This is a genomic window from Pantoea sp. UYEF8 (assembly GCF_040546285.1).
In the GTDB taxonomy this organism is placed as follows: domain Bacteria; phylum Pseudomonadota; class Gammaproteobacteria; order Enterobacterales; family Enterobacteriaceae; genus Pantoea; species Pantoea brenneri.
The window spans coordinates 25,076-49,174 of sequence record NZ_JBEPNM010000016.1 but is presented as its reverse complement, the minus strand read 5'-3'; the positions used below and the strand labels follow the sequence as shown (position 1 = coordinate 49,174).

General features: G+C 56.3%; 23 protein-coding genes and 2 pseudogenes. 18 read left to right on the top strand and 7 right to left on the bottom strand.

Annotated features, from left to right (window positions below; translation table 11 throughout):
- Positions 1-226: 226 nt before the first annotated feature.
- Positions 227-316, top strand: a pseudogene (locus ABIB18_RS21555) (integrase arm-type DNA-binding domain-containing protein); the annotation flags it as partial.
- Between the two features lie 8 nt (positions 317-324).
- Here the strand turns inward: ABIB18_RS21555 and ABIB18_RS21550 are convergent.
- Positions 325-942, bottom strand: a pseudogene (locus tag ABIB18_RS21550) (IS3 family transposase); the annotation flags it as partial.
- 319 nt (positions 943-1,261) lie between these two features.
- On the opposite strand from ABIB18_RS21550, the gene ABIB18_RS21545 reads away from it, so the two are divergent.
- The 11 genes from ABIB18_RS21545 (at position 1,262) to ABIB18_RS21495 (ending at position 11,686) form a co-directional block, all read left to right on the top strand.
- On the top strand, positions 1,262-2,098 hold the full coding sequence (locus ABIB18_RS21545; RefSeq protein ID WP_354475666.1) for a DeoR/GlpR family DNA-binding transcription regulator: 837 nt from the start codon (positions 1,262-1,264) through the stop codon (positions 2,096-2,098).
- A 12-nt stretch (positions 2,099-2,110) separates the two neighbouring features.
- Positions 2,111-3,094 (top strand): substrate-binding domain-containing protein, encoded by a 984-nt coding sequence (locus ABIB18_RS21540; protein WP_031376610.1) that lies wholly within the window; start codon positions 2,111-2,113, stop codon positions 3,092-3,094.
- Position 3,095: 1 nt separating this feature from the next.
- Entirely contained in the window at positions 3,096-4,601 is a 1,506-nt protein-coding gene (locus ABIB18_RS21535) for a sugar ABC transporter ATP-binding protein (protein WP_354475641.1), read from the top strand.
- Complete coding sequence (locus tag ABIB18_RS21530) at positions 4,594-5,583, top strand: ABC transporter permease (protein ID WP_354475639.1); 990 nt, start codon at positions 4,594-4,596, stop codon at positions 5,581-5,583. Before ABIB18_RS21535 ends, ABIB18_RS21530 begins: the two co-directional genes overlap by 8 nt.
- Positions 5,584-5,598: 15 nt before the next feature.
- Positions 5,599-6,648: an ABC transporter permease gene (locus ABIB18_RS21525; RefSeq protein ID WP_031376607.1), complete on the top strand. Its 1,050-nt coding sequence runs from the start codon at positions 5,599-5,601 to the stop codon at positions 6,646-6,648.
- Positions 6,648-7,340 carry a D-allulose 6-phosphate 3-epimerase gene (alsE, locus tag ABIB18_RS21520; protein ID WP_031376606.1) on the top strand — a complete coding sequence of 231 codons (693 nt, stop codon included), beginning with the start codon at positions 6,648-6,650 and terminating at the stop codon, positions 7,338-7,340. The genes ABIB18_RS21525 and alsE overlap by 1 nt, the downstream gene beginning before the upstream one ends.
- Positions 7,337-8,230, top strand: coding sequence for an allose kinase (gene alsK / locus ABIB18_RS21515; protein WP_031376605.1), 894 nt, complete (start codon positions 7,337-7,339; stop codon positions 8,228-8,230). The genes alsE and alsK overlap by 4 nt, the downstream gene beginning before the upstream one ends.
- Complete coding sequence (locus ABIB18_RS21510) at positions 8,230-9,192, top strand: ribokinase (protein WP_312055205.1); 963 nt, start codon at positions 8,230-8,232, stop codon at positions 9,190-9,192. Before alsK ends, ABIB18_RS21510 begins: the two co-directional genes overlap by 1 nt.
- Positions 9,193-9,418: 226 nt before the next feature.
- Positions 9,419-9,664 carry a YmjA family protein gene (locus ABIB18_RS21505; protein WP_031378051.1) on the top strand — a complete coding sequence of 82 codons (246 nt, stop codon included), beginning with the start codon at positions 9,419-9,421 and terminating at the stop codon, positions 9,662-9,664.
- 317 nt (positions 9,665-9,981) lie between these two features.
- Positions 9,982-10,470 carry a cold-shock protein gene (locus tag ABIB18_RS21500; protein WP_031378050.1) on the top strand — a complete coding sequence of 163 codons (489 nt, stop codon included), beginning with the start codon at positions 9,982-9,984 and terminating at the stop codon, positions 10,468-10,470.
- Between the two features lie 361 nt (positions 10,471-10,831).
- Positions 10,832-11,686, top strand: a complete 855-nt coding sequence (locus ABIB18_RS21495; protein WP_069729687.1) for a PA4780 family RIO1-like protein kinase — start codon at positions 10,832-10,834, stop codon at positions 11,684-11,686.
- A gap of 91 nt (positions 11,687-11,777) precedes the next feature.
- On the opposite strand, the gene mgtU is transcribed toward ABIB18_RS21495, so the two are convergent.
- Positions 11,778-11,867 carry a magnesium transporter protection protein MgtU gene (gene mgtU, locus ABIB18_RS21490; protein ID WP_252867572.1) on the bottom strand — a complete coding sequence of 30 codons (90 nt, stop codon included), beginning with the start codon at positions 11,865-11,867 and terminating at the stop codon, positions 11,778-11,780.
- 7 nt (positions 11,868-11,874) lie between these two features.
- The gene (gene mgtA, locus ABIB18_RS21485) at positions 11,875-14,577 is read right to left on the bottom strand and encodes a magnesium-translocating P-type ATPase (protein WP_354475636.1); all 2,703 of its coding nucleotides are present in this window, start codon (positions 14,575-14,577) and stop codon (positions 11,875-11,877) included.
- A 659-nt stretch (positions 14,578-15,236) separates the two neighbouring features.
- Here mgtA and ABIB18_RS21480 point away from each other — a divergent pair.
- The 5 genes from ABIB18_RS21480 to ABIB18_RS21460 are packed head-to-tail and all read left to right on the top strand — an operon-like array spanning position 15,237 to position 20,201.
- Complete coding sequence (locus tag ABIB18_RS21480) at positions 15,237-16,805, top strand: ABC transporter substrate-binding protein (protein ID WP_031378047.1); 1,569 nt, start codon at positions 15,237-15,239, stop codon at positions 16,803-16,805.
- Positions 16,805-17,857, top strand: coding sequence for an ABC transporter permease (locus ABIB18_RS21475; protein WP_159223296.1), 1,053 nt, complete (start codon positions 16,805-16,807; stop codon positions 17,855-17,857). The genes ABIB18_RS21480 and ABIB18_RS21475 overlap by 1 nt, the downstream gene beginning before the upstream one ends.
- A complete protein-coding gene (locus ABIB18_RS21470) occupies positions 17,854-18,711 on the top strand; it encodes an ABC transporter permease (protein ID WP_354475633.1) in 858 nt (285 codons plus the stop codon). The genes ABIB18_RS21475 and ABIB18_RS21470 overlap by 4 nt, the downstream gene beginning before the upstream one ends.
- Complete coding sequence (locus tag ABIB18_RS21465) at positions 18,701-19,531, top strand: ABC transporter ATP-binding protein (protein WP_031376468.1); 831 nt, start codon at positions 18,701-18,703, stop codon at positions 19,529-19,531. The genes ABIB18_RS21470 and ABIB18_RS21465 overlap by 11 nt, the downstream gene beginning before the upstream one ends.
- Entirely contained in the window at positions 19,524-20,201 is a 678-nt protein-coding gene (locus ABIB18_RS21460) for an ABC transporter ATP-binding protein (protein WP_354475631.1), read from the top strand. The genes ABIB18_RS21465 and ABIB18_RS21460 overlap by 8 nt, the downstream gene beginning before the upstream one ends.
- Positions 20,202-20,236: 35 nt before the next feature.
- Here the strand turns inward: ABIB18_RS21460 and ABIB18_RS21455 are convergent, their stop codons facing one another.
- From ABIB18_RS21455 to ABIB18_RS21445, 3 genes are read right to left on the bottom strand one after another with little or no spacing between them, the layout of a single operon-like run.
- Positions 20,237-21,022 carry an ABC transporter ATP-binding protein gene (locus tag ABIB18_RS21455; protein WP_069729692.1) on the bottom strand — a complete coding sequence of 262 codons (786 nt, stop codon included), beginning with the start codon at positions 21,020-21,022 and terminating at the stop codon, positions 20,237-20,239.
- Positions 21,019-21,873 carry an ABC transporter permease gene (locus tag ABIB18_RS21450; protein WP_069729693.1) on the bottom strand — a complete coding sequence of 285 codons (855 nt, stop codon included), beginning with the start codon at positions 21,871-21,873 and terminating at the stop codon, positions 21,019-21,021. Before ABIB18_RS21450 ends, ABIB18_RS21455 begins: the two co-directional genes overlap by 4 nt.
- A 13-nt stretch (positions 21,874-21,886) precedes the next feature.
- On the bottom strand, positions 21,887-22,783 hold the full coding sequence (locus ABIB18_RS21445) for an ABC transporter substrate-binding protein (protein WP_371601280.1): 897 nt from the start codon (positions 22,781-22,783) through the stop codon (positions 21,887-21,889).
- 278 nt (positions 22,784-23,061) lie between these two features.
- On the opposite strand from ABIB18_RS21445, the gene speG reads away from it, so the two are divergent.
- The gene (speG, locus tag ABIB18_RS21440) at positions 23,062-23,607 is read left to right on the top strand and encodes a spermidine N1-acetyltransferase (protein WP_009088567.1); all 546 of its coding nucleotides are present in this window, start codon (positions 23,062-23,064) and stop codon (positions 23,605-23,607) included.
- Here the strand turns inward: speG and ABIB18_RS21435 are convergent, their stop codons facing one another.
- Positions 23,608-24,027 carry a hypothetical protein gene (locus tag ABIB18_RS21435; RefSeq protein WP_031376463.1) on the bottom strand — a complete coding sequence of 140 codons (420 nt, stop codon included), beginning with the start codon at positions 24,025-24,027 and terminating at the stop codon, positions 23,608-23,610.
- Positions 24,028-24,099: the final 72 nt, after the last annotated feature.

Below are 24,099 nucleotides of genomic sequence, written 5' to 3'. Positions count from 1 at the left end.
TGTTCAACTCCCGCCAGCCCACCAAAATTCTTTCGCGGCGATAACAGAATTGTCCGCTGAAGTCCTGAAAGCCCGCACGGTGCAAGCCTTGCGGGCTTTTTTGTGCCCTCAATTTGTCCCGCGAAGTCCGAAGAGAACTAATTAAATCCGAACCTTTTAGGCCCATTGATAGGCCCAACGAAAAGCTCTATTGTTTTCGTTGGGCCTAAACGCATGGAGACTCCCCATGGCAAGAAAAACCAAGCCGTTAACCGATACGGAAATCAAAGCCGCCAAACCTAAAGATGTCGATTACCAGCTATATGATGGTGACGGGTGTAGTGGTCAACAAAAACTTGCCACGGCTTTAGAGTTTTTCCAGAACAATCTTTCTGATTCATTCGGCGTCAAACCACCATTATATTGATGGGGTCTGAGCTGGCTGTAATATCCTGTGATGTCATTCGTTATTGCCGTGCTGGCCTGGCTAAAATTCGCGTAGCCATTATCCGGTACCCACTCTGTTTTCAGGCTTCTGAAGAACCGTTCCATTGGGCTGTTATCCCAGCAATTTCCCCGGCGACTCAGGCTTTGCTTTATCTGATATCTCCACAGTAATTGTCTGAAATTCCTGCTGGTATAGTGGCTGCCTTGATCCGGGTGATACAGTAAATTAGCCGGCTTTCCTCGCGCTTCCCAGGCCATGGACAGCGCTTTAGCTGTCAGTGCAGAATCCGGGAAAAATGACATAGCCCAGCCAACCGGTTTACGGGAAAAAAGATCAAGCACTACGGCCAGATAAGCCCAGCGTTTACCCGTCCAGATATAAGTCACATCACCGCACCAGACCTGATTAGGCTCGGTTACAGCAAACTGGCGTTCCGGATAATTGGGGATCTCAATGTGTTCCTTAGACGCCTTCTTATACCTTTGGCCAGGCTGCTGACAACTGATGAGACGAAGTGAAGTGGCTTACTCCGATGCCCAGGAGAGCCAAAGGCTGAGTTTAAACGGTCAAATCCACACAAACGGTCATAAACAGTCACGTCACAGCAACGATGCCTATATAGTCTGTTAACCCTGTTTGTAATCGCCACCAGCCTGGAGAAGCAAAATACGTGAGGAACATCACTTTTACATGCAATTTATTGCACTACTTTGCATAAAATATTTCGACTATATCACTTAATAAAAGCCAGCCCTATTTACCCACGTGGACTCCTGCCCAGTCCACATTTTCCCGTGTTCGCTTCCAGTAATTTATAGTCATCGGAGGATAAGTATGTTGCCGATTGAAAGACAGCAAAGAATTATTAATGAACTTAATACAAATGGTCGTGTAATTGCTTCAGAGCTGGTCACATTATGTCAGGTTTCGCAGGAAACTATTCGCCGTGATTTAAACCATCTGGAAAAACGCGGATTATTGCAACGCAGCCACGGCGGCGCCGTTCTGATAAAAAAACAGAGCGCCAGCATTCAGGGAAATAGCAGAACGGCTAATGAAGACCATAACGAATTATCTTTTCGTCAGCGTATTAATGAGCATGTTGATGCCAAGATGATGATTGCCAAACGCGCGCTCGACTTTATCAGTCCCGGTGACTGTATTTTGCTGGATAGCAGTACTTCCTGCTGGTATCTGGCGCGACAGCTGCCCGACATTGAATTAACGGTATTAACCAATTCTCTGCGCATCGTGCAGACGCTGGCGGCACGCGGCAGTATTCGCACTATCTGTCTGGGCGGTGAATATTCCGATCGGGATGAAGATTTTCACGGCGTGGTGGCTGAGCAGCCGCTGCGCGAATTTCAGATTAATAAAATATTTTTTTCCTGTAGCAGTCTGGGTAACGACGGATATTTGCGCGAAGGTAATGAAAATAATGCACACCTGAAACAGCAGATGCTGCTGGCCGCTGAAAGAAAACATCTTTTAATGGATGGCAGTAAATTTCTGCGGCCCTCTTTTGCCCGTATATGCCACTACCGCGACGTCGATTTTCTTATTACTGACCAATTAAAAGATAAAGAACTGGAACAGGAACTGGCGTGGAACGGCGTTAACGTTATCGTCTGTTCTCAGCGTTTTCAGTCCATGCAGCTAATTAAAAACTAATCAGGAGTCTGTATGAAAAAGCATCTTATCGCCTGCTCTCTGCTTGCCCTCTTTGCCGCCACCGGTGCGCAAGCCGCTGACAAATTGCGTATGGGTATTGTGGTCAAAATTGGCGGTATTCCCTGGTTTAATGCCATGGAAGCAGGAATTAAAAGTGAAGCAGCGAAGCGCGGAATTGATGCGTGGATGGTAGGGCCCACCGCGGCTGATCCGGCACTACAGGTACGCGCCATCGAAGATTTGATTGCGCAGAAAGTCGATATCATCGGCGTCGTACCGAACGATCCAAAAGTGCTGGAGCCGGTATTGAAACGGGCGCGCAATGCCGGTATCGAAGTCATCACCCATGAGTCACCCGGCCAGCAGGGCGCCAACTGGGATTTCGAACTGGTCGATGCGGCTACGCATGGCATTAACCATATGAAAGCGCTGGCGAAGTGCATGAACGAAGAAGGCAAATACGCCATGTATGTTGGCAGCCTGACGGTGCCACTGCATCAACAGTGGACCGACGCTGCACTCAATTATCAGAAAGAGCACTACCCCAAAATGCAGCTGGTCATTGACAAATTTGGCGTCGGCGAATCGCTGGATGATTCCATTCGCACCACCAATGAGCTGATGTCCAAATATCCCGATCTGAAAGGGATCATGGCGTTTGGTTCACAGGGACCGATTGGCGCCGGGCGTGCGGTCATGAACCGTAAAAAAATCGACCAGGTGTGCGTGATTGGCTCATTCAGTCCGGGACAAGGTGCCTCCCTGGTGCAGCGTAACGCCATTAAAGGCGGCTACATCTGGAATCCGCAGACTGCGGGCGAAGTCTTTGTGCGTATCGCAGACATGATGCATAAGAAAGAGCCCATTACTGACGGCATAACGATTGAAGGGCTGGGCAAAGTAAAAGTGGATGAAGCCACGCACACCATTCTCGGTAACAACACAGAGAGCCTGGATAAAGAAAATCTGCCAAAACTGGTAAAAATGGGGCTCTGATATGCAAGAGGTCACTCCACAGACACTGATTGTGCTCGAGAATCTGTCGAAAACATTTGGTGGCAACCGCGCACTGAGCGATATCTCACTGACCTTACTGGCAGGCGAAGTGCACTGTCTCGCTGGTACCAACGGCTGCGGCAAGAGCACGCTGATCAAGGTTATCTCAGGGGTACACGCCCCGGACAGTGGCAGTTGCATCACACTGGGCGACGGCCTGCCGCAGCCACGCCTCACTACCCGACAGGCGCGTGGCTTCGGTATCCAGGTGATTTATCAGGACCTGTCGCTGTTTCCCAATCTCAGTGTGGCAGAGAATATCGCCTTCGAGCATAACCTCAATGGCCTGCTGCGATGGCACCACAGCGCACGCCTGCGTGAAAGCGCGCACAGCATTGTTACCGAACTGAAGTTTGATCTCGATCTGGATGAGAAGGTCGCGGCGCTCTCTATTGCTCAGCGTCAGCAGGTGGCGATCTGCCGTGCGCTGGTCGCCGATGCACGACTGGTGATCATGGATGAGCCGACCGCCTCCCTGACCCGCACCGAGGTGAATCAACTGCTGCGAACCGTGCGCTACCTTAAAGATAAAAATATCTGCGTGGTATTTGTCAGCCACCGGTTGGATGAGGTGCTGGAGATCTCTGACCGCGTTACGGTGATTCGCGACGGACACAAAATGGGCTGCTGGCCCGCGCGCGAGATGACACCGCACCACCTGACAGAGCTGATGACCGGCCTGAAACTCGACTACCAGCTGAAAGCGCCGACGCGCAACGGCAATCGCGCCATTCTGGAGATAGAAAATTTAACCCGCGCCGGCCAGTATCACGACGTCAATTTTAAACTGTATGAAGGCGAGGTGCTCGGGCTGTGCGGCCTGCTCGGTTCCGGACGCACTGAACTGGCGCTGTCGCTGTTTGGCATGACACGTCCCGACAGCGGTAAAATCTGGCTCGACAGTAAGCCGGTGCGCTTTCGTGGTCATGAAGATGCGATCAAAGCGGGTATCGGCTACGTGTCGGAAGATCGTCTGACGCTGGGCCTGGTGCAGCAGCAGTCGGTGGCAGACAACATGGTGCTGCCCATCCTCGACAAGCTGCAAAACCGGTTTCACCTGATTGATGAATACCGTAAAAACAAGCTGATCCTGCAGTGGATTCAGCAGCTTGGCGTCCGCGTCGCCGATCCAAACCTCGCTATCTCCACGCTTTCCGGCGGTAATCAGCAGAAAATTGTGCTGGCGAAATGGGTGCTGACGCAGCCGCGCATTCTGATCCTCGACTCACCCACCGTCGGCGTAGATGTAGGTGCAAAAGCCAGTATTTACCAGTTGATCCACGAGCTGGCGAAAGAGGGGCTATCGATCATTCTGATTTCCGATGAGGTGCCAGAGGTCTGGTACAACTGCGACCGCATTCTGCATTTCCGTAATGGCACGATCCATGCCGAGTATCAACCCGATAGCGTCGAGCAGCAGCAGCTGGCGGAGGTGATCAATGCCTGACTTTTCCCGTTTTCGTCCGCACTCCAGTCAGGGTTGGCTCGCCTGGGTGCTGCTGGCGTTCATTCTGTTTTTCTCGGTTGCCAGCGAGCAGTTTCTTACCATGCAGAATCTGCTGGATCTGGCGGAGAGCTACGCGGTCACCGGCATCTTTGCGCTAGGTCTGTTTGTCGTGCTGGTTACCGGCGGTATCGATATCTCCTTCGCGGCAGTCGCCTCAGTGGTGCAGTACCTGCTCGCATCACTGTTTGTACAGTACCAGTTCGATAATGCACTGCTCAGCATTTTGCTGGCAGTGGTGTGCGGCACGCTGTTCGGGGTGATAAACGCGTTACTGATCACCACGCTGCGGGTGGTCTCCATCATCATCACCATTAGCATGCAGTCGCTGCTGTTCGGGCTACTGATGTGGATCACCGGTGGTCGTAGCCTCTACTCACTGCCGGAGTGGTGGATCACGCTGCGCAATGTACTGCCGTTCAGCTGGCAGGGGGAGAGCTTTCAGGTCGGCCTGCCGCTGGCCACTATGCTGCTGATTGCCGCCATTACTGCCTTACTGCTGAACAAAACCAACCTCGGACGCCAGCTCTATGCCGTGGGGGGGGATGCGGAGTCTGCACGCCGTATTGGTATCCGCGTCGGCCTGATCCACGTTTTCGCCTACGGCTGGCTGGGCGCAATGGCGGCGATTGGCGGGCTGGTGCAAGTCTATCGTATGGGAGAAGTCGTTCCCAATGCGCTGGTTGGCGGCGAACTTGATGTGCTGGCGGCTACGGTGCTGGGCGGAGCCAGTCTGATGGGTGGCAAAGGCACAGTCAGCGGCACGCTGATGGGCGTTTTCCTGATCGCCATTCTGAAAAACGGCCTCAACCTGGTGGGAATATCGAACTACTTCATGAATATCGTGGTAGGCGGCACCATCATGATTGCGATCGCCGTGACGCACTACAAAAAACGCAAAGAAACTGATGTCAGTTTCGTGTGACAGAGGGCACTGATGATGAAATCACTGACTGCACTGCGCCCAGACGGTACCAACATCGGCCTGATGCTGCTTATCGCGCTGGCGCTTGCCACCTTTACGCTGATGTTGCCGGGTCGCTTCCTGACCGACTCAACCTTTATGAGTATGGCGTTTCAGCTGCCGGAACTGGGTTTACTCACGCTGGCGATGTTTATCGCCATTCTCAGCGGCGGCCTGAACCTTGCCATTATCGCTACCGCTAACCTCACGGCACTGTTTGTCGCCTGGACGCTGATGAGCGCGCTGCCCGCCAATGCCGGCATGGCGTTGCAGCTGCTCTGGCTGTTTATCGCCATCATTGGCGCCATGCTGATCGCCGCCGCGATCGGTGTGGTGACGGGTCTGATGGTGACGCGAATCGGCGCACACCCGATTCTGGTAACGCTGGCAACGATGATGACGCTAAACGGCGTCGGAATCTGGCTGACCAAAGGTGCCGCCATTAGCGGTATGCCGCCGGTGGTGCAGGCTCTGGGTGCGGACACGTTGCTCGGTATGCCGCTGCCGCTCTGGGTGTTCCTGATTGCCGCCGCGCTGCTGGCGCTGTTTCTCGGTAAAACCCGCGCCGGTAAATGTATCTACATGGGCGGCAGCAACATCAACGCTACCTGGTTTAGCGGCATCAATACCCATCGCATGGTGATGCTGGTTTACGTGATCTCCAGCCTGCTTTGCGTCCTGGCGGGCCTGATTATGATGGCGCGCTTTAACTCCGCGCGCATGGGCTACGGCGACGCCTATCTGCTGCTGACGGTGCTGGCGATTATTCTTGGCGGCACGGATCCCAACGGCGGCTTCGGACGCGTCACGGGCGTGGTGCTGGCACTGATTGCGCTACAGGTGCTTTCCACCGGTTTCAATCTAATGAACATCAGCCAGCACGTCAGTCTGGCGATGTGGGGGGCAGTGCTGATTGTGGTACTCGCTTTTAAACAATTCAAAACCCGATTCAACGAACACCGTGCAGTAAAGCTCAGCAAGCTGGCCGCGGTGCTTAATCCTCTGACTGAAAAGAAGGAAGTATGATGCGTACTCAAATCTCCCCGTCACTGATGTGTATGAACCTGATGGAGATCAAGCACCAGCTGCAGGTTCTCGACTCGCGCGCTGACTTTCTTCACGTGGATATCATGGATGGTCACTACGTAAAAAACATTACGCTCTCCCCCTTCTTTATTGAGCAGATCCGTCCTTATACCCGTGTGGCGATCGATGTGCATTTGATGGTGGAAGAGCCGACTGATTTTATCGAGGCGGTCGCAAAAGCAGGGGCTGACTTTATCTGTCCGCACGCTGAGACCATTAACCGCGATGCATTTCGCGTCATTAACCTGATCCGTAGCTTCGGGAAAAAAGTGGGCGTGGTGCTGAATCCTGCCACGCCGGTTTCCTACATTCAGCATTATATTCATCTGCTCGATAAGATCACCGTGATGACGGTGGATCCTGGCTACGCCGGCCAGCCCTTTATTCCGGAGATGGTTGAAAAGGTGCGCGAGCTGAAAGCGCTGAAGCAACAGCACAGCTATCACTATCTGATTGAGATTGACGGCTCCTGCAATACCCGCACCTATAACCCGCTGATCGGCGCAGGCGCCGAAGTGCTGATTGTCGGCACCTCCGGCCTGTTTAACATCCATGACGATTTAGCCACCGCGTGGGAGATGATGCGCGACAGCATTGATGAGGCCCAGGGGCTGGCGCAGGTGTCCGCATGAGATCACGCTGGCTTGGTATCGATATTGGCGGCACCGGTACCCGACTGCAGCTGATGGAAGAGGGAGGCGTCTGGAGCAGCTTTCGCAAGGTGCCTACCGCCAGCTGGGCGCAGCAGCCCGACGCGCTGCTGGCGCTTGGCCAGCTCATTGATGAGACGCTGGAGCAGCAGCCGGTCAGCGGCATTATGCTGGGTCTGCCGGGTATCCTCAGCCGCGACAGAAAGCAGGTGATCTCGCTGCCCTTTATTCAGGCGCTGGATCATCAGCCAGTAGCGGCACGCCTGGCAGCTCAACTCAGTATGCCAGTGGCGATGGACAAAGATGTTAACCATCTTATGTTGTGGGATCTGCTGCAGCTGGAGCAGCTGCCGGATAACGCAGTGGGCCTCTACCCCGGCACCGGGATGGGCAACAGTCTGTGGCTGAATGGCCGCTTTTATCACGGCGAGCACGGCGGCGCGGGCGAACTGGGGCATGTGCCGGTTGCGGGAAACGATCTCCCCTGCCCGTGCGGCAACCACGGCTGTGCGGAAACGCTGACGTCGGGTCACTGGCTGAGCCACTGGGCGGCACTGAACGCCGCCGACACGCCCATCTCAGCGCTGTTTACCCGCCACGGCGAACAGCCGGATCTGCAGGCGTTTGTGCGGCGGCTGGCTCAGCTGATCGCCACCGAGATGAATATTCTCGATCCGGAGTATCTGATCCTCGGCGGCGGCGTGCTGGCGATGGCTGATTTTCCGCTGGCGCTGCTGCGCAACCAGATTCAACAGCATTTGCGGCCACCGGTCACGCGCGAAAACCTGAAGATTATATTCAGCCACTCAACCGACTATACGGGCTGTCGCGGTGCCTGTCTCGCCGCTGAACGCCGGTTCAGGAGCCTATGATGAAAGGAAAAGTGTGTGTTTTCGGTTCCTTTAATCTCGATATTGTTGCAGTCATGCGTCGCTTTCCGCTGCCGGGAGAGTCGCTGACGGCGCACCACAGTATGATGGGTGCGGGAGGTAAAGGTGCAAATCAGGCCACGGCGGCACTGCGTGCCGGTGCGCGGGTGCACTACATCGGTAAAGTGGGCAATGACGATTTTGGCCTCTTTGCGCGACGTCATCTGGAGAAAACCGGCTTTGACGCGATTACGCTGTTTACCTGTAAAGAGAAGCCCACCGGTAACGCGCTGATTTACGTAGCAGGCGACGACGCCGAAAATATGATTTCAGTCTATCCGGGTGCCAATACCACCGTGACCGCCGCTGAGGTTACGCGCTGCCAGCCCACGGTAGCCGCAGCAGATATTCTGCTGGTACAACTGGAGAATAACCTCAACGCTATTCAGCGCATGATTGATAGCGCCCGCGCCAGCGGCACGTTTGTGATCCTCAATCCGGCACCGTGGCAGAAAATCAACGATGCGCTGCTGGCAAAAATTGATCTGCTGACGCCGAACAGCACCGAAGCGACTCAACTCAGTGGCGTAACGGTAACGGATTTTGCCAGCGCGCGCCGTGCCGCCGAGGTGTTGCATCGTAAGGGTGCGCGACAGGTAATCATTACGCTAGGCATTGCCGGCGCCCTGCTATCAACGCCCTCGCAACAGCAGCGCATTCCGCTATTTCCGGCACAGCCGCGCGACACCACCGGCGCCGGCGACGCGTTCAATGGCGCGCTCGCCGCCAGGCTCGCTTCCGGCGACGATCTGCCGCAGGCGGCGCGGTTCGCTGCGGCATTTGCCTCACTCTGCGTTGAACGCGCTGGTGCCGCCGATTCGATGCCCTCTTATGCCGAGGCTTTAGCGCGACTGCAGGCTCATCCGGAGTGTATAGTGGAACAGATTGAGAACGTATCCGCATAATTCATCGCGCTATTCTGCTCTACAGAATTTCAATTCTGGAACCAGACTAATTCGCGCATGACTTTAAGTAAGGTCGCTTACCGGGCTTTTGTTACTGATGAATTCAACAATGCCCGCTATAGCTATCCCTTTACAGCCCCAACCCAAACACGAAATAATAACCCGGCTATCTGCACCACCGAGCGCAGGCAGCACCTGAACGGAACCTCAACTTAGCGGACTCTTTATGACTAACGATATTCCCCTCAAGTACTATGACGTCGCAGATGAGTATGCGACCGAATCCGCTAAGCCGGTGAGCGACGCAGAACGCACACCGCTGGCGCACTATTTCCAGTTACTGATCACCCGTCTGATGAACAATGAAGAGATCAGTGAAGAATCGCAGCAGCAGATGGCCACTGAAGCGGGCATCGATGCAGAGCGTATCGATGAGATTGCGACCTTCCTGAACCAATGGGGTAACGAGTAACCTTACCCGAACGCGCCGGGCAGGCGGCAGGTTACGATGGTGACCTCACCTGCCCGAATCATGCGACCGGCATCATCATCTGCAGCGCTTATCCGCGTACTGTCCAGACCAGGCCAACGTCCCTTCTCTTTGCAACTGCGTGGTGAACGTTTTCACAACGCCTGACCCGCGATTATCCCGGCACCGTTTAGCGCTTCACCGGCTTGCTCTCTTACAGACCAAAATTTATCATCCACACTGATATAGTCTGCGCAGGCATTGTGCTTTACACTGCGCGCTGTAAAAAACTGAGTAGATAAACGATTAAACAGGCGGTAATGGCGATGAACGGAACAATCACAACCTGGTTCAAAGATAAGGGTTTTGGTTTTATCAAAGATGAAAACGGTGAGAACCGCTATTTTCATGTGATTAAGGTCGCCAACCCTGATCTGATCAAGAAAGACGCTGCCGTCACCTTTGAACCCACCACCAACAACAAAGGTCTGTCGGCCTATGCGGTGAAAGTGGTGCCGGAAAGCAAATACATCTTTATCGCCGGCGAGCGCATCAAGATCACCGCGATCAAATCTTACCTGGTCTACAGCGAAGAAGTGCCGGTCGACACCCGCATCGATAAAGAGAATCCGGTGCTGTCGGTAGGCGTGCTGTTAAGCAATATCCGACCGAAATCAGACGTGAAGCCCGGTGAAATGCGATCGCTGAAGAAGCTGGCTATCACTACCTTCCAGGGTTCGACCTTAATCTTCACCGAAGATGAGATCGACATCGAAAGCACGGTGAAACTGCTCAAAGGTCTGAAGTAACCCGGTGACGCTGGTCGAAATCCTGCCATTCAGCCGCAGGATTTCGCCATAGCCTTTTCTTCAGGGCACTCTTCAGGGCACTTTGTTGCTCGTTCACTAAGCCTGATTCTGATTAAAAAGCGATAGCGTCAGGATTGCCCGCCGACGGTAAAGCGATTTACCGATTGTCATCAATCAGCCCGTCAAATTGCCTGACTCCGCTTAAACTCGCCTGATGCTGGCCGGTCAATAAAGGATCACCTTCCTAAAACCTTTTTCCAGGGTAGAATTAGTCACTTCCTTCAGACGTTGCCAATTTTTTTCTATTATCGCCGTTGGTGTTATTGATACGAAAAGGGGCTGAAATAAGGTATAAAGCCGCATGAAAATCCCAAACAGAATCCAACCTCTGGTCGATGATGGCCTGATTGATGACGTGCTTCAGCGACTGAAAAGTGGCAAGGAAGCTGACGTCTACACTGTGTTATGCGGTGACAAGATCCAGTGCGCCAAAGTCTATAAAGAGGCGACGCAGCGTAGCTTTAAGCAGGCAGTGCAGTATCAGGAAGGACGTAAAACCCGTAACACCCGTAACGCGCGTGCGATGCAGAAAGGTACTAAATTCGGCCGCAAGCAGCAGGAAGAGTCGTGGCAGACGGCAGAAGTTGATGCGCTGTTCCGCCTCGCCAACGCCGGTGTCCGCGTGCCGCAGCCTTATCTGTGCATTGACGGTGTATTACTGATGGAGCTGGTGACCGATGCGGACGGTGCAGTTGCGCCACGGCTGAGTGATGTCACCCTGTCAGAAGCGGACGCCATCGCTGATTTCCACACCATGATCCGCAATATCGTGCGCATGCTCTGTGCCGGTATCGTGCACGGCGATTTGTCAGAATTTAACGTGCTGCTTGATGCCGAAGGTCCGGTGATTATCGACCTGCCACAGGCGGTCGATGCCGCGGCGAACAACCACGCCGAATCGATGTTCGGGCGTGACGTTAACAATATCACCGCTTATTACGGCCAGTTCGCCCCGCAGCTGTTACAGACGCGCTATGCCAAAGAGATCTGGCTGCTGTATGAAGACGGGAAATTAACCCCTGAAACGCCGCTCACCGGTCTGTTCGTTGAAGAAGAGCACAACGTAGATATGGATTCGCTGCTGGATGAGATCATTACCGCAGAAGATGAATACTACGAACGCCAGCGCGCCAGTCGGGAACGCGATGAGCAGTAAGCGCTGAAAGCGGCGTGAACCAACAGTAAAGGCGGCCTTCTGAGCCGCCTTTTTTATTGCCGCAGGCCGCGAGCCTTCCCGCGGCCGCTGTTTAGCGCAGAATTACCGTCAACATGATCAGCACAACACCGATGAGCATCACGCCGATGAACACCTTGTCGATCCGGCCATTTTTCATCATCGTCTCCTCAGAACCACTGGCCGAAACGGCGGATATACCAACGTTTCATTCCCTGCGCCACCAGGCAGTAGCTGAATAGCGTCAGCACCAGCCACGGGAAGTACTGCCATGGCAGCGGCACCAGCCCGACCATCGCCCCCAGCGGCGAGAACGGAATCAGAATGCCCAGCACCATTACTGTCAGGGTGGTCAGCATCACCGGTAAGGTGGCGCGACTCTGGATGAACGGAATCTTCTGGGTCCGCAGCATGTGCACCACCAGCGTCTGAGACAGCAGACCTTCAATAAACCAGCCTGACTGGAACAGCGATTGCACCTCAGCGTGGTTGGCACTGAAGATAAACCACATCAGCGCAAAGGTGGTGACGTCAAAAATCGACGAAGTAGGCCCCATCCACAACATAAAGCGTTTAATGTTGCCGGCATCCCATTTGCGTGGCTTACGCAGAAAATCACGGTCTACTTTGTCCCACGGCAGTGCCAGCTGGGAAACGTCATACATCAGGTTCTGAATCAGCAGATGAATCGACAGCATCGGCAGAAACGGAATAAAGGCGCTGGCGATCAGCAGCGAGAACACGTTGCCAAAGTTTGAGCTGGCGGTCATGTTGAGATACTTGATGATATTGCCAAAGGTCTCCCGTCCTTTCAGCACACCCTCACCCAGCACCTGCAGATCTTTCTCCAGCAGGATAATATCGGACGAGGCTTTTGCCACATCCGCCGCGCTATCGACAGAAATACCGGTGTCGGCCGCGCGCAGCGCTGGCGCATCGTTGATACCATCGCCAAGGAAACCCACGGTATGGCCGTTGTGTTGCAGCAGGCGCACCACGCGTGATTTCTGCTGCGGCGTCAGCTGAGCAAACAGGCTACAACGCTCCGCTTCCTGCGCCAGCTGCGCATCATCCATCGCCTCAATCTGATCACCGGTCAGCATCGCCGGATCGCTCAGCCCGACATCCTGACAGACGCGCAGGGTCACCAGCGGGTTATCGCCGGTCAGCACTTTAACCGCCACGCCGCTGTCGCGCAGTGCCCGAATCGCCTTGCCGGCACTGGCTTTTGGTGGATCGCGGAAGGTCAGCAGCCCTTCCAGCGTCAGCTCACGCTCGTCACTGTTACTGAGCGGCGCGTGCAAATCACCTTCGCGCGTCGCCACCAGCAATACCCGATAGCCCTGCTGATGGTAGCGTTGGGTCAGCGCCAGCAGTTCTGCCCGCTGCCGTTCATCCAGCGGAACCACCGTCTCGCCCTGACGAATCGCACTGCTCACCGCCAGCATCTCCTCTACCGCGCCTTTGCAAATCAGCAGCGAGCGATGATGCGCCAGATCTTCAACCAGCACCGACACCCGGCGGCGGGTGAAGTCGAACGGCAACTCATCAATCAGATGAAACTGGCTGCGCCGGGTCTGAGAGATCACTTTGTCGCCAGCCATCAGCACCGCCCGATCCATCAGGTTTTTCGCGCCACTCTGGCTGCCGCTGTTTAACCAGCCCAGCAGCAGAACCTGCCCATCTTCCTGTCCCATCGGGTTGAGGTGGTGCGCCAGCAGGATGGTATCCTGAGTCAGGGTGCCGGTTTTATCGGTGCACAGCACGTCCATCGCGCCGAGGTTCTGAATGGCGTTCAGCCGTTTAACGATCACTTTGCGTCGCGACATCGCAATCGCGCCTTTGGCCAGATTGGCACTGACAATCATCGGCAGCATTTCCGGGGTTAAGCCGACCGCCACCGCCAGCGCAAACAGGGTGGCATCCATCCAGTCGCCTTTACTGAAGCCGTTAATCAGCAGCACCACCGGCACCATCACCAGCATAAAGCGAATCAGCAGCCGGCTGACGCTATTAACCCCGCGATCAAAGGCGGTCTGCGGCCGGCTTCCCACCAGCGAGGCGGCCAGCGATCCAAACCAGGTATCGCCGCCCGTCGCTACTACCACTGCGCTCGCCGTGCCGCTGGCGACGCTGGTACCCATCAGGCAGATGTTATTGAGCGCCAGCAGCTCCTGGGCAGATTTGCCGTGCGGATCGACGGTGATATTGCCACTCTGTTTCTCCACCGGCAGGGATTCCCCGGTCAGCACCGCTTCGCTGATAAACAGATTGCGTGAACTCAGCAGCCGGACATCGGCAGGCACCTGATCGCCGGTGCTCAGCAGAATGACATCGCCCGGCACCAGTTCGCGCATATCAACGTCGTGACGCTGTGCAGTTTCACTGGCGCTATCACGCCGCAGTACTGTGACCTGGCTGCGCACCAGTGACTTCAGCGCCTGCGCCGCACGATTGGTGCGGAACTCCTGCCAGAAGCGCAGCAGTCCGCTCAGCAGCACCATAGTGGAAATGATGATCACACCCGATAGATCGGTTTCCTCACCGGCGCGCAGCGGCAGCAGATAGTCGGTAAACAGGCTGACCAGCGCCAGCACCAGTAATACGTAGATAAACGGATTGTTGAAGGCCATCAGCAGCTGAATCAGCGCCGGAGGGGCTTTTTCATGCGCCACCTCATTCGGGCCATACTGTTTCAGACGGGCTGCAGCCTCGGCGTGGGTCAGTCCTTCGCGGTCGCTGCGCAGGTTGGCCAGCGTGACGTCGACTGGCTGGACCGCTTCACGGGCGATAGCAAAAAGTTTTTTGGTTTTCTTCATGGTGCGGTGGTCGTCAGATTTGATGACAACCTGTTCCAGTTTCATGTCGCTCATTTCGACATCTCCCTGATTTAAAGCAATAGTTATCCTGCACACCCAAATAAGGTATGCGGAGAAGACCTGGCGTTGCCGGGTTATTTAATTAAGTGTCCTTCGGGGATCGTCCATATATCCCTCCTGTATTCAGAAATAAGGGCGTGCAGAATTTCGCGCGACGCGAAATTAGCGCTGCGTAACAGGTGTCAGAAAGCAGAGATCGGGCGCAGCCTGGGCTACGCCAGTCGGGGTGGAGGGAAAAGGGCTAAGATAAACAGCAGCATAACGCGCACTCATTCAGATAACAGGATGATAAATAAGGAGCGCAATCGTCACTAACAGAGAGGATTGCTGCCCGCCGGTTGGCAAGCAGCGAAAAGAATTCAGCTTGCCGGAATAAAGATAAATCGAGGGTGACTGTCCAACTGAATTCTCCTGAAATAATTTGCCGATATTATAAACAGCGTAAGGTCGTGGTAAAGGGTTAATAATAGCAATTATCGTTTCGTTGATGTTCCGTTTCTGCACTGCCGGAAATAACACAACAAATACTTTACCTTCTTATAACCACAACCTGTCGCTTATACCTTTTTGGCATATGATTAGCCCATATTCGACTATTCTTCGCATCAGCCCTTTCGTAAACTCGCGTAACTTTTTTAAGGCAAGGAAATTTCATGAAAACTATAATTCCATCACTGCTGGCGCTGACGCTGGCTGCCGCCTTCTCTGCTCAGGCTGCGACGCCCAAAGATACACTGGTGATTGCGCAGTCTACCGACGATGCCGATAGCTTCGATCCGGCCAAAGGGTTTGAACTCACCAGCGTGCAGGCCTTTACCAATATTTATCAACGCCTGGTTCAGTCTGACCCGCAGAATCCGGTCGATCTGAAACCGACGCTGGCAACTTCGTGGCAGCCCGGCAGCGACAACCGCAGCCTGACCTTTGAACTGCGTAAAGACGCGAAATTCTCCACCGGCAATCCGCTGCGTCCGGAAGATGTGATCTTCTCGCTGGGCCGGGTGGTGAAACTGAACCTCGATCCCTCTTTCATCCTGACGCAGCTCGGCTGGAACAAAGATAACGTTGATGGCTTTCTGAAGAAGGTCGATGACAATCACGTGCAGATCAGCTGGACCGCTGACGTCAGCCCGACCTACGTACTGAGCCTGCTTTCAGCCCCGGTTTCGTCGATCATCGACGAGAAAACCGCGATGGCGAATCAGAAAAATGGCGATTTCGGTAACGGCTGGCTGGCAACTCATTCAGCCGGCAGCGGCCCGTATCAGATCCGTAAAGTGGTGATGCATCAGGTGGTGCTGCTGAGCGCCAACCCAACCTCGCCGGCCGGTGCGCCAAAAATGAAGAACATCCTGATCAAGAACGTGCCGGAACCGGCCGCGCGTCGTCTGCTGCTGGAACAGGGTGATGCCGATATCGCCCGTAACCTCGGTGCCGATCAGATCGCCGCGCTGAACGGCAAACCCGGAGTGAAGACCGAAGCGATTCCGATGGCCTCGCTCTACTACATCCAGTTCAACATCGGTGCCAACGAGACGATGAAGAACCCGGCATTCTGGGAAGCGGCGCGCTACCTGTGGGATTACAAAGGTATCGCCAATGAGCTGCTGAAAGGCCAGTTCGATGTGCACCAGACCTTCCTGCCGAAAGGCTTCCTCGGCGCAATCAACGATACGCCTTACAGCTACGATCCTGAGAAAGCCAAAGCGATTCTGAAAAAAGCCGGCCTGACCAACGTCAGCTTTAAGCTTTCCACCAGCAACCAGCCGCCTTATCTCGACATCGCGCAGGCGCTGCAGGGCAGCTTCGCCAAAGGTGGCGTGAAGGTCGAGGTGGTTCCGGGCCTGAGTTCTGAAGTCTCAACCAACGTCAAAGCGCATAAGTATGAGGCCACGCTGAACGCCTGGGGCTCGGACTATTTTGATCCCAACACCAACGCTGCCTCGTTTGCCTATAACCCGGAAGATGGCAGCAAAACCATCGCCTTCCGTTCCGACTGGCACATTCCGGAGCTGAACAAGCAGGTGGTAGCGGCGACGGCGGAAAGCGATGCGAAAAAACGCGTCGCCCTGTATGAAGCGATGCAGCGTGAGGTCATGAAAAACTCCCCTTACGTGATTGGTATGCAGGCGAAGAACCTGATCGCCCTGCGCGACAACCTGAAAGGCTATGTCCAGGGCATCAACCCTGACATGGTGTACTACTCGCAGGTCACCAAGTAATGGCACAGTCTGTTGCTACAGCCGGGTCCGCCCGGCTTTTTTGGCAGCGAGGCGGGCGGCTGATCGGCAGCATCCTGTCGCTACTGGTCACCCTGCTTGGCCTGCTCGCCTTCACCTTTATGCTGTCGCATCTGTCGCCGATCGATCCGGTGCAGCAGATCGCCGGCGATCACGCCAGTGAAGCGACTTATGCCCAGGTGCGCCACGATCTCGGGCTGGATCAGCCGGTGCTGGTGCAGTTCTGGCGCTACATTGCGCATCTGGCACAGGGCGATCTCGGCGTGTCGCGGCTGACCAATCAGTCAGTCAGCAGCGATCTGATGACCACCTTCCCCGCCACGATTGAGCTGGCAACCTGCGCAATGATTTTCGCCGTGGTATTTGGCGTCACGCTGGCGCTGCTGGCGGCGTGGAAACCGGGCAGCTGGATCGATAATCTGGCCCGCTTCATCTCCCTGCTCGGCTATTCGGTGCCGGTGTTCTGGCTCGGCCTGCTGGGTCTGCTGCTGTTTTATGCGGTGCTGCACTGGTCTGCCGGGCCGGGACGACTGGACGATATCTGGGTCTACACCCTTGAGCCGAAAACCGGCTTTGTGCTGATCGACAGCTGGCTGTCGGGTGAGCCGGAGATGTTCCGCAACGCCATCGCACACCTCTGGCTGCCGGTAGTGATCCTCGGGCTGCTGGCAATGGCCGGGATTACCCGTCTGCTGCGCGCCGCGCTGCTGGAAGAGAGCAGCAAAGAGTATGTGGTACTGGCACGGGCCAAAGGCGCCGGTCGGGTCCGCATCCTGCTGCGCCACATTTTCCCGAACGTGCTGGGCACGCTGGTGACGGTGATCGCCCTCTCCTACGCCACGCTGCTGGAAGGCTCGGTGCTGACAGAAACCGTCTTCGCCTGGCCAGGTGTCGGCCGCTACATGACCAATGCCCTGTTCTCCGGCGATGTGCCGGCGATTCTCGGCTCCACCCTGTTGATCGGCAGCTGCTTTATCCTGATCAACACCCTGGCGGATGTTTTAACCTGGTTAACCGATCCGAGAACCCGATGACGCAACAACTTTCTGAACTCGAAACGCTGCGGCCACGCCGTCGCCGTCAACGCGTTACCTCGTTAACCGTTGGGCTGACGCTGGTCGCCATCCTGATCCTGATGGCGCTGCTGGCACCGCTGGTTGCGCCATCCGATCCTAATCTGCAAACGATGTCGAGCCGGCTGCTGGCGCCGTCGGCGCAGCACTGGTTCGGCACCGACGGCTTTGGCCGCGATCTGCTGTCGCGGGTGATTTACGGCGCGCGTCCGACCCTGCTGCTGGTGTCGCTGATTCTGGTGCTGACCATTCCGGCCGGCCTGCTGATCGGCATCACCGCCGGTTACGTCGGCGGCTGGACTGAACGCCTGCTGATGCGGATTACCGATATCTTCCTGTCGCTGCCCAATCTGGTGATTGCGCTGGCGCTGGTGGCGATTCTCGGTCCTGGCCTGATGAACGGTGCACTGGCGCTGGCGCTGACCAGCTGGCCGCCGTTTGCCCGTCAGGCGCGCGCCGAAACGCTGGCGCTGCGCCGTAGCGACTACCTTGCCGCCGCGCGGATGCAGGGCATCACCGGCTTTCGTCTGATGTTCGGCCATATCCTGCCGCTCTGTCTGCCGACCGCAGTAGTGCGTGCGGCACTGAGCCTCGGCGGCATCATTCTGGCGGCTGCCGGTCTCGGTTTTCTCGGCATGGGCGTACAGCCGCCAACCGCCGAATGGGGATCGATGGTGGCCGAAGGCAGTAAAGTCATTTTCGATCAATGGTGGGTCGCCGCTGCACCGGGCGCTGCCATTCTGTTTGCCAGCCTGGCCTTTAACCTGACAGGCGACGGCCTGCGCGACCGACTGGATACCCGTCATGCCAAATAATCTGCTGCACGCCGAAGGGCTGACCATCCGTAGCGATGATGCGCTGCTGGTCGACAACATTGGTTTTTCTATTGGCCGCGAGCGCGTGGCGCTGGTCGGTGAATCCGGCTCAGGGAAATCGCTGACCGCCCGCAGCCTGATGGGACTGCTGTCACCGGCCCTGCATCTGCAGGCTACGCAGCTACAGGTGGCAGGCGAGGATGCGCTGACGCTGACGGAGCGCCGCTGGAGCCAGCTGCGCGGTAACCGGGTGGCGATGGTGATGCAGGACCCGAAATATGCGCTTAACCCGACGCGTACCATTGGCTGGCAGGTTGAAGAACCGCTGATTCTGCACCGTCACCTGAGCCGCGCCGAGCGCAAAGAGAAGGTCTGCGAGATGCTGGATGCGGTCGGCCTGCCCGATCCACGTCGCCTGATGCAGCACTATCCGCATCAGCTCTCTGGCGGCATGGGCCAGCGTGTGATGCTGGCGATCGCCCTGATTACCGATCCTGATTTCCTGATCGCCGATGAACCAACCTCAGCACTCGATCATGCGATGCGCGATCAGGTGCTGGCGCTGATTCGCGGTCTGGTCGAAGCGCGTAATATGGGGCTGCTGCTGATCAGTCACGATTTGCAGCAGGTGTCGGAACACTGTGAGCGGGTGATGGTGATGTACAAAGGCCGCCTGCTCGATACCCTGCCTGCCGCCGAACTGCCGCGGGCGACCCATCCTTATACCCGCACGCTGTGGGCCTGCCGTCCGGGTAAAGCGACCCACGGCCAGCTGCTGCCGGTGCTGGATCGTGCGGCGCTGGAGGCACATCATGATTAAGTTGCAGGATCTCAGCGTCGCCCATAAGCAGGGTTACGAGCTGCGCACCGTGGTGCATGAGGTCAACCTTGAGGTTAATGCCGGGGAATGTTTTGGTCTGGTGGGTCCCTCTGGCTGCGGGAAGTCGTCGCTGCTGTGGGTGCTGGCCGGTCTGAATCCCCACTGGCAGGGCCGGATGCAATTAGCCGGTCATCAGGTGGAGCCGGGCAAAGCCTTTACCGGCGCGCTACGTCAGGAAGTGCAGATGGTGTTTCAGGATCCCTACGCCTCACTGCATCCCCGTCACCGGCTGCGCCGGACGCTGGCCGAGCCGCTGAAGCTGATTAAACGTGACAACATCAACGATCGCATCGACCAGGGCTTTCGCCACGTCGGGCTCGATCCGGCGCTGGCCGATCGCTATCCGCACCAGCTTTCCGGCGGTCAGCGCCAGCGCGTGGCGATTGTGCGTGCCCTGCTGTTGCAGCCGAAGATCCTGCTGCTGGATGAGCCTACCTCGGCGCTGGATATGTCGGTACAGGCGGAGATCCTCAATCTGCTGAACGATCTGAAGCGTCAGGATGGCTTAACCATGGTGCTGGTCAGCCACGATCCTGACGTTATCGACCACATGTGCGATCGGGCGGTACGGATGGCGCACGGTCGGATCATCGAACAGATTGGTGCCTGAAAACTGCCGGACGGCCCCTGCCTGCCGTCCGGCGCTTAGTGCTCCAGCGCCTGCAGCGTTTCACTGCGGATCGACTCGGTAATCTCCGCCTTGAGCGCCATAAAGGCCGGCGAGGTTTTCAGGGTGTAGTCACGCTCAATGCCGAAGTTAACCGCCACCTCCTGTTTAATTCGTCCCGGCCGCGCACTGAAGATCGCCACTTTGTTGGCCATGAAAATCGCCTCATCAATATCGTGGGTCACGAACAGCACCGTTTTGCGTGACTGCTGCCAGACCGACAGTAACAGCTCCTGCATCATCACCCGCGTCTGGTTATCCAGCGCGCCAAACGGCTCATCCATCAGCAGCACTTTCGGATCGTTGGCTAACGCCCGGGCGATGGCGGTGCGCTGCTGCATACCGCCGGAGAGCTGGCGTGGATAGTGACGGGCGAAGCCGCGCAGCCCTACCTGATGCAGATAGTATTCGCAGCGCTGCTGCTGCTGTGCGGCGCTGATGCCGCGTTCACGCAGGCCAAAGCAGACGTTCTCTTCTACCGTCAGCCACGGAAACAGGGTGTAGCTCTGGAAGACCATGCCGCGATCTGCGCCGGGCCCGTCGACCGGCGCACCATCCAGCCAGATTTCGCCGCGCGTCGGGCTGTCCAGTCCGGCGATAATCCGCAGCAGGGTCGATTTGCCGCAGCCGGACGGGCCGAGAATGGTGACGAAGTCGTTCTCCTCCACCCGCCAGGAGATCGGTTGCAGCGCCTGGGTTTGCTCACCCTGCGGCCCGTTGAACCAGCGTTCGACGCCGCGTACGTTCAGTTTGCTCTGTTTCATGCCGGGTAACTCCATGCAAACAGCCGCCGATTGACCCGCTTAAACAGGTAATCGGACAGCAGCCCAATCAGGCCGATGACGATAATGCCGAAGATGATCTGTCCGGTATTCAGCAGCGCCTGACTGTCGACGATCATATGACCGATGCCGCTTTCCGATCCGATCAACTCCGCAACGATCACATAGGTCCAGGCCCAGCCCAGTACCAGACGCAACAGTTCCGCAATGCCGGGTGCCGCGCCGGGGATCAACACCCGTCGCACTATCGATCGGTTGCTACAGCCCAGCGTATAGGCAGCTTCCACCAGATCGCGCCGGGCACTGCTGACCGTTACCGCCACCATCAGGACGATCTGGAAAAATGATCCGATAAAGATCACCAGGATTTTCTGCATCTCGCCAATGCCTGCCCAGAGGATCAGCAGCGGCACAAAGGCTGACGCCGGCAGATAACGACAAAACGAAACGAAAGGCTCAAGAAACGCTTCCCAGGTTTTGAACGCACCCATCATGATGCCAAGCGGCACCGCGATTACCGCCGCCAGCACAAATCCCGAAAGCACCCGCATCACCGTCATGCCGATATCCAGCGCAAAATTGTACTCGGTGAACAGCGTTACGCCCTGTTGCAGCATAGTGATCGGATCGGCGAGAAAGGTGGGCGACACCATGCCGCCCAGCGTGACCAGCGCCCAGACCGCGACAAACAGCACGAAAAAACCGATGCCGAGGCCGATACGCAGCCGCGCAGCAACCGGTTTTAGCGGCACCATTAAGGGATTGTGCCAGCGCTTCGGTGCGTCCGGCAGCGTGTCCGGCGGCGTGGCTGGCTGAGGTTTACTGATCTCCATCGGCGATCTCCCGTTACTGGACAAAGCTGGCATCGTAGAGGCTGTTGATATCCGGCACGGTTTTGATCACGCCAGCGCGCAGCAGCAGTTTACCCGCTTCGTCGCTGAAGCTCTGAATGCCACCGTTGAAGAATGCCCGGTTCTCTTCGCGTCCCTGCCAGCGCAGATAACTCGCTGATTCGGCGAACTCTTTGCCGCTCGATTTCACCGCCGCGCCCATAATTTGGTACGATTTCTCCGGTTGCTGTTTGATCATCTCCAGCGCATCGAAGTAGCTCTCAACCAGCGCTTTTGCCGCCTGCGGATGGGCTTTCAGGAAGGTCGGTGTGCAGCCTAAAGTATCCATCACCATCGGATAGTCGAGAGTGGTGGCGATAATTTTGCCGGCCGCCGGCTGTTTGCGGATTGCAGAGAGATAAGGTTCATAACTCATGGCGGCGTCGTTTCGCCCGGCGGTAAACGCCTGTGCGGCGGCCTGCGGCGACAGGGTGGCCAGACGGACATCTTTCATCGTCATGCCATTTTTATCGAGTATCCACGCCAGCGCGAAATAAGGTGAGGTGCCGGGTGCGTCGACGCCCACCACTTTGCCCCGGAGATCGCTGATACTGTTGATTCCGCCGCGCACCGCCAGACCATCAGCACCGTAGGATTTGTCGAGCTGGACAATCTGCTTGATCGGCACGCCGGCCGCGTTCCACGAGATGTAGGTTTCCACCGTGGTGGCGGCACACTGAATGGTGCCGGATGCCACGGCCAGATGACGGCTGCTCTGCGGGATCATTTTGACCTCCGCCGCCAGACCATGCTTTTTAAAGATGCCCGCTTTGTCCGCCAGCGTCAGCGGTGCAAACCCGGTCCAGCCCGAAATGCCGATGGCGACCGGGGTTTCTTCCGCCTGCGCCACCATCGTGCTGCCGATCGCTACCGATAACGCCACTGCACTGACCGCCCGCCTGATTTGCTGATTCATCTTCCACTCCCGTCACAAGGTGAACATCTCAAGGTTGTATAGTCTTATCTATACAAGCCAAGCAATGGCTGTGCCAGAACGCCAAACGCGCCTGAAAAATGGTTTCAGAAGCGCCAGCAGAGGCCGTCGCGCACCATTAAGGTGCAACTGAGCGCAGCGCGGCCGCAGGCTGGTGCGTTATACTCGCGGCAATCGCCTAACGAAAGGAAAAGAGCATGACGGTAAAACTGCGTCCACTGGAAAGGGAAGATCTGCATTTTGTTCATCAACTGGATAACAACGCCAGCGTGATGCGTTACTGGTTCGAGGAGCCGTATGAGGCGTTTGTAGAACTCTCCGATCTTTACAACAAGCACATTCACGATCAAACGGAACGGCGCTTTGTGGTGGAGCATGACGGGCAGAAAGCGGGGCTGGTCGAGCTGGTGGAGATTAATCATGTGCATCGCCGCGCCGAGTTTCAGATCATTATCGATCCGGCGCATCAGGGCAAAGGTCTGGCGACCCAGGCGGCAAAGCTGGCAATGGATTATGGCTTCTCGGTGCTGAACCTGTATAAGCTCTACCTGATTGTCGATCAGGAGAATGAGAAAGCGATCCACATCTATACCAAGCTCGGCTTCGAGATTGAAGGCGTGCTAAAGCATGAGTTTTTTATCAACGGAGAATACCGTAACACCATCCGCATGTGCATTTTCCAGCATCAGTATCTGGAGCGCCACAAAACGCCAGGCGGAATGGTGAAACCGACCGCGCAGTAATCAGCCGCGCGCGCCGACCGGGTTCATAAATGGACGCGGGTGCTCAGGCTTCAGGTCGTACATGCCGCCATAGAACGGATCGACCAGCAGCCAGCCGGGGAAGCCGCCCAGCGGAATATTGCCCAGCAGGTACCACAGGTTGGCGCGCGCTTCGATCGGCATGGTCACCGGCACATAGCCCGGGCTTTCCAGCATCAGCAGATAGTGTTTTTTGCCGAAGTAGCGACCGGTGGATTTCTCCAGCTCAACGGTCTGCGGCGTGAAACCCTGTGCGACCGCGAAACCGCGCTCATCCTGCACGGTAAAACGCGCGCCCTGCGGCAGGGAGTCGATGCGTACCGATTGGGTTTCATTGCCGACAATGGTGGCGCAGCCGCTAAGCAGCAGCGCGGCGGCCAGAGCCAGAATTCGCTGTTTCATGAAGGGTTCCGCAAAAAGGTCAGGAAGCACAGTGTAAACCGCCCTTCCCGCCTTTTCACGCGCCTCAATCGG

What these genes read in the sequence shown, in the direction of transcription:
- ABIB18_RS21460 (WP_354475631.1), top strand. Translation starts at nt 19,524, where the DNA reads ATGATTAAGTTGCAGGATCTCAGCGTCGCCCATAAGCAGGGTTACGAG.
- ABIB18_RS21505 (WP_031378051.1), top strand. Translation starts at nt 9,419, where the DNA reads ATGACTAACGATATTCCCCTCAAGTACTATGACGTCGCAGATGAGTAT.
- mgtU (WP_252867572.1), bottom strand. Translation starts at nt 11,867, where the DNA reads ATGATGAAAAATGGCCGGATCGACAAGGTGTTCATCGGCGTGATGCTC.
- ABIB18_RS21450 (WP_069729693.1), bottom strand. Translation starts at nt 21,873, where the DNA reads ATGGAGATCAGTAAACCTCAGCCAGCCACGCCGCCGGACACGCTGCCG.
- ABIB18_RS21530 (WP_354475639.1), top strand. Translation starts at nt 4,594, where the DNA reads ATGCCTGACTTTTCCCGTTTTCGTCCGCACTCCAGTCAGGGTTGGCTC.
- ABIB18_RS21470 (WP_354475633.1), top strand. Translation starts at nt 17,854, where the DNA reads ATGACGCAACAACTTTCTGAACTCGAAACGCTGCGGCCACGCCGTCGC.
- alsE (WP_031376606.1), top strand. Translation starts at nt 6,648, where the DNA reads ATGCGTACTCAAATCTCCCCGTCACTGATGTGTATGAACCTGATGGAG.
- alsK (WP_031376605.1), top strand. Translation starts at nt 7,337, where the DNA reads ATGAGATCACGCTGGCTTGGTATCGATATTGGCGGCACCGGTACCCGA.
- ABIB18_RS21545 (WP_354475666.1), top strand. Translation starts at nt 1,262, where the DNA reads ATGTTGCCGATTGAAAGACAGCAAAGAATTATTAATGAACTTAATACA.
- ABIB18_RS21495 (WP_069729687.1), top strand. Translation starts at nt 10,832, where the DNA reads ATGAAAATCCCAAACAGAATCCAACCTCTGGTCGATGATGGCCTGATT.
- ABIB18_RS21510 (WP_312055205.1), top strand. Translation starts at nt 8,230, where the DNA reads ATGAAAGGAAAAGTGTGTGTTTTCGGTTCCTTTAATCTCGATATTGTT.
- mgtA (WP_354475636.1), bottom strand. Translation starts at nt 14,577, where the DNA reads ATGAGCGACATGAAACTGGAACAGGTTGTCATCAAATCTGACGACCAC.
- ABIB18_RS21475 (WP_159223296.1), top strand. Translation starts at nt 16,805, where the DNA reads ATGGCACAGTCTGTTGCTACAGCCGGGTCCGCCCGGCTTTTTTGGCAG.
- ABIB18_RS21540 (WP_031376610.1), top strand. Translation starts at nt 2,111, where the DNA reads ATGAAAAAGCATCTTATCGCCTGCTCTCTGCTTGCCCTCTTTGCCGCC.
- ABIB18_RS21525 (WP_031376607.1), top strand. Translation starts at nt 5,599, where the DNA reads ATGAAATCACTGACTGCACTGCGCCCAGACGGTACCAACATCGGCCTG.
- ABIB18_RS21465 (WP_031376468.1), top strand. Translation starts at nt 18,701, where the DNA reads ATGCCAAATAATCTGCTGCACGCCGAAGGGCTGACCATCCGTAGCGAT.
- ABIB18_RS21480 (WP_031378047.1), top strand. Translation starts at nt 15,237, where the DNA reads ATGAAAACTATAATTCCATCACTGCTGGCGCTGACGCTGGCTGCCGCC.
- speG (WP_009088567.1), top strand. Translation starts at nt 23,062, where the DNA reads ATGACGGTAAAACTGCGTCCACTGGAAAGGGAAGATCTGCATTTTGTT.
- ABIB18_RS21535 (WP_354475641.1), top strand. Translation starts at nt 3,096, where the DNA reads ATGCAAGAGGTCACTCCACAGACACTGATTGTGCTCGAGAATCTGTCG.
- ABIB18_RS21435 (WP_031376463.1), bottom strand. Translation starts at nt 24,027, where the DNA reads ATGAAACAGCGAATTCTGGCTCTGGCCGCCGCGCTGCTGCTTAGCGGC.
- ABIB18_RS21455 (WP_069729692.1), bottom strand. Translation starts at nt 21,022, where the DNA reads ATGAAACAGAGCAAACTGAACGTACGCGGCGTCGAACGCTGGTTCAAC.
- ABIB18_RS21500 (WP_031378050.1), top strand. Translation starts at nt 9,982, where the DNA reads ATGGCGATGAACGGAACAATCACAACCTGGTTCAAAGATAAGGGTTTT.
- ABIB18_RS21445 (WP_371601280.1), bottom strand. Translation starts at nt 22,783, where the DNA reads ATGGTGGCGCAGGCGGAAGAAACCCCGGTCGCCATCGGCATTTCGGGC.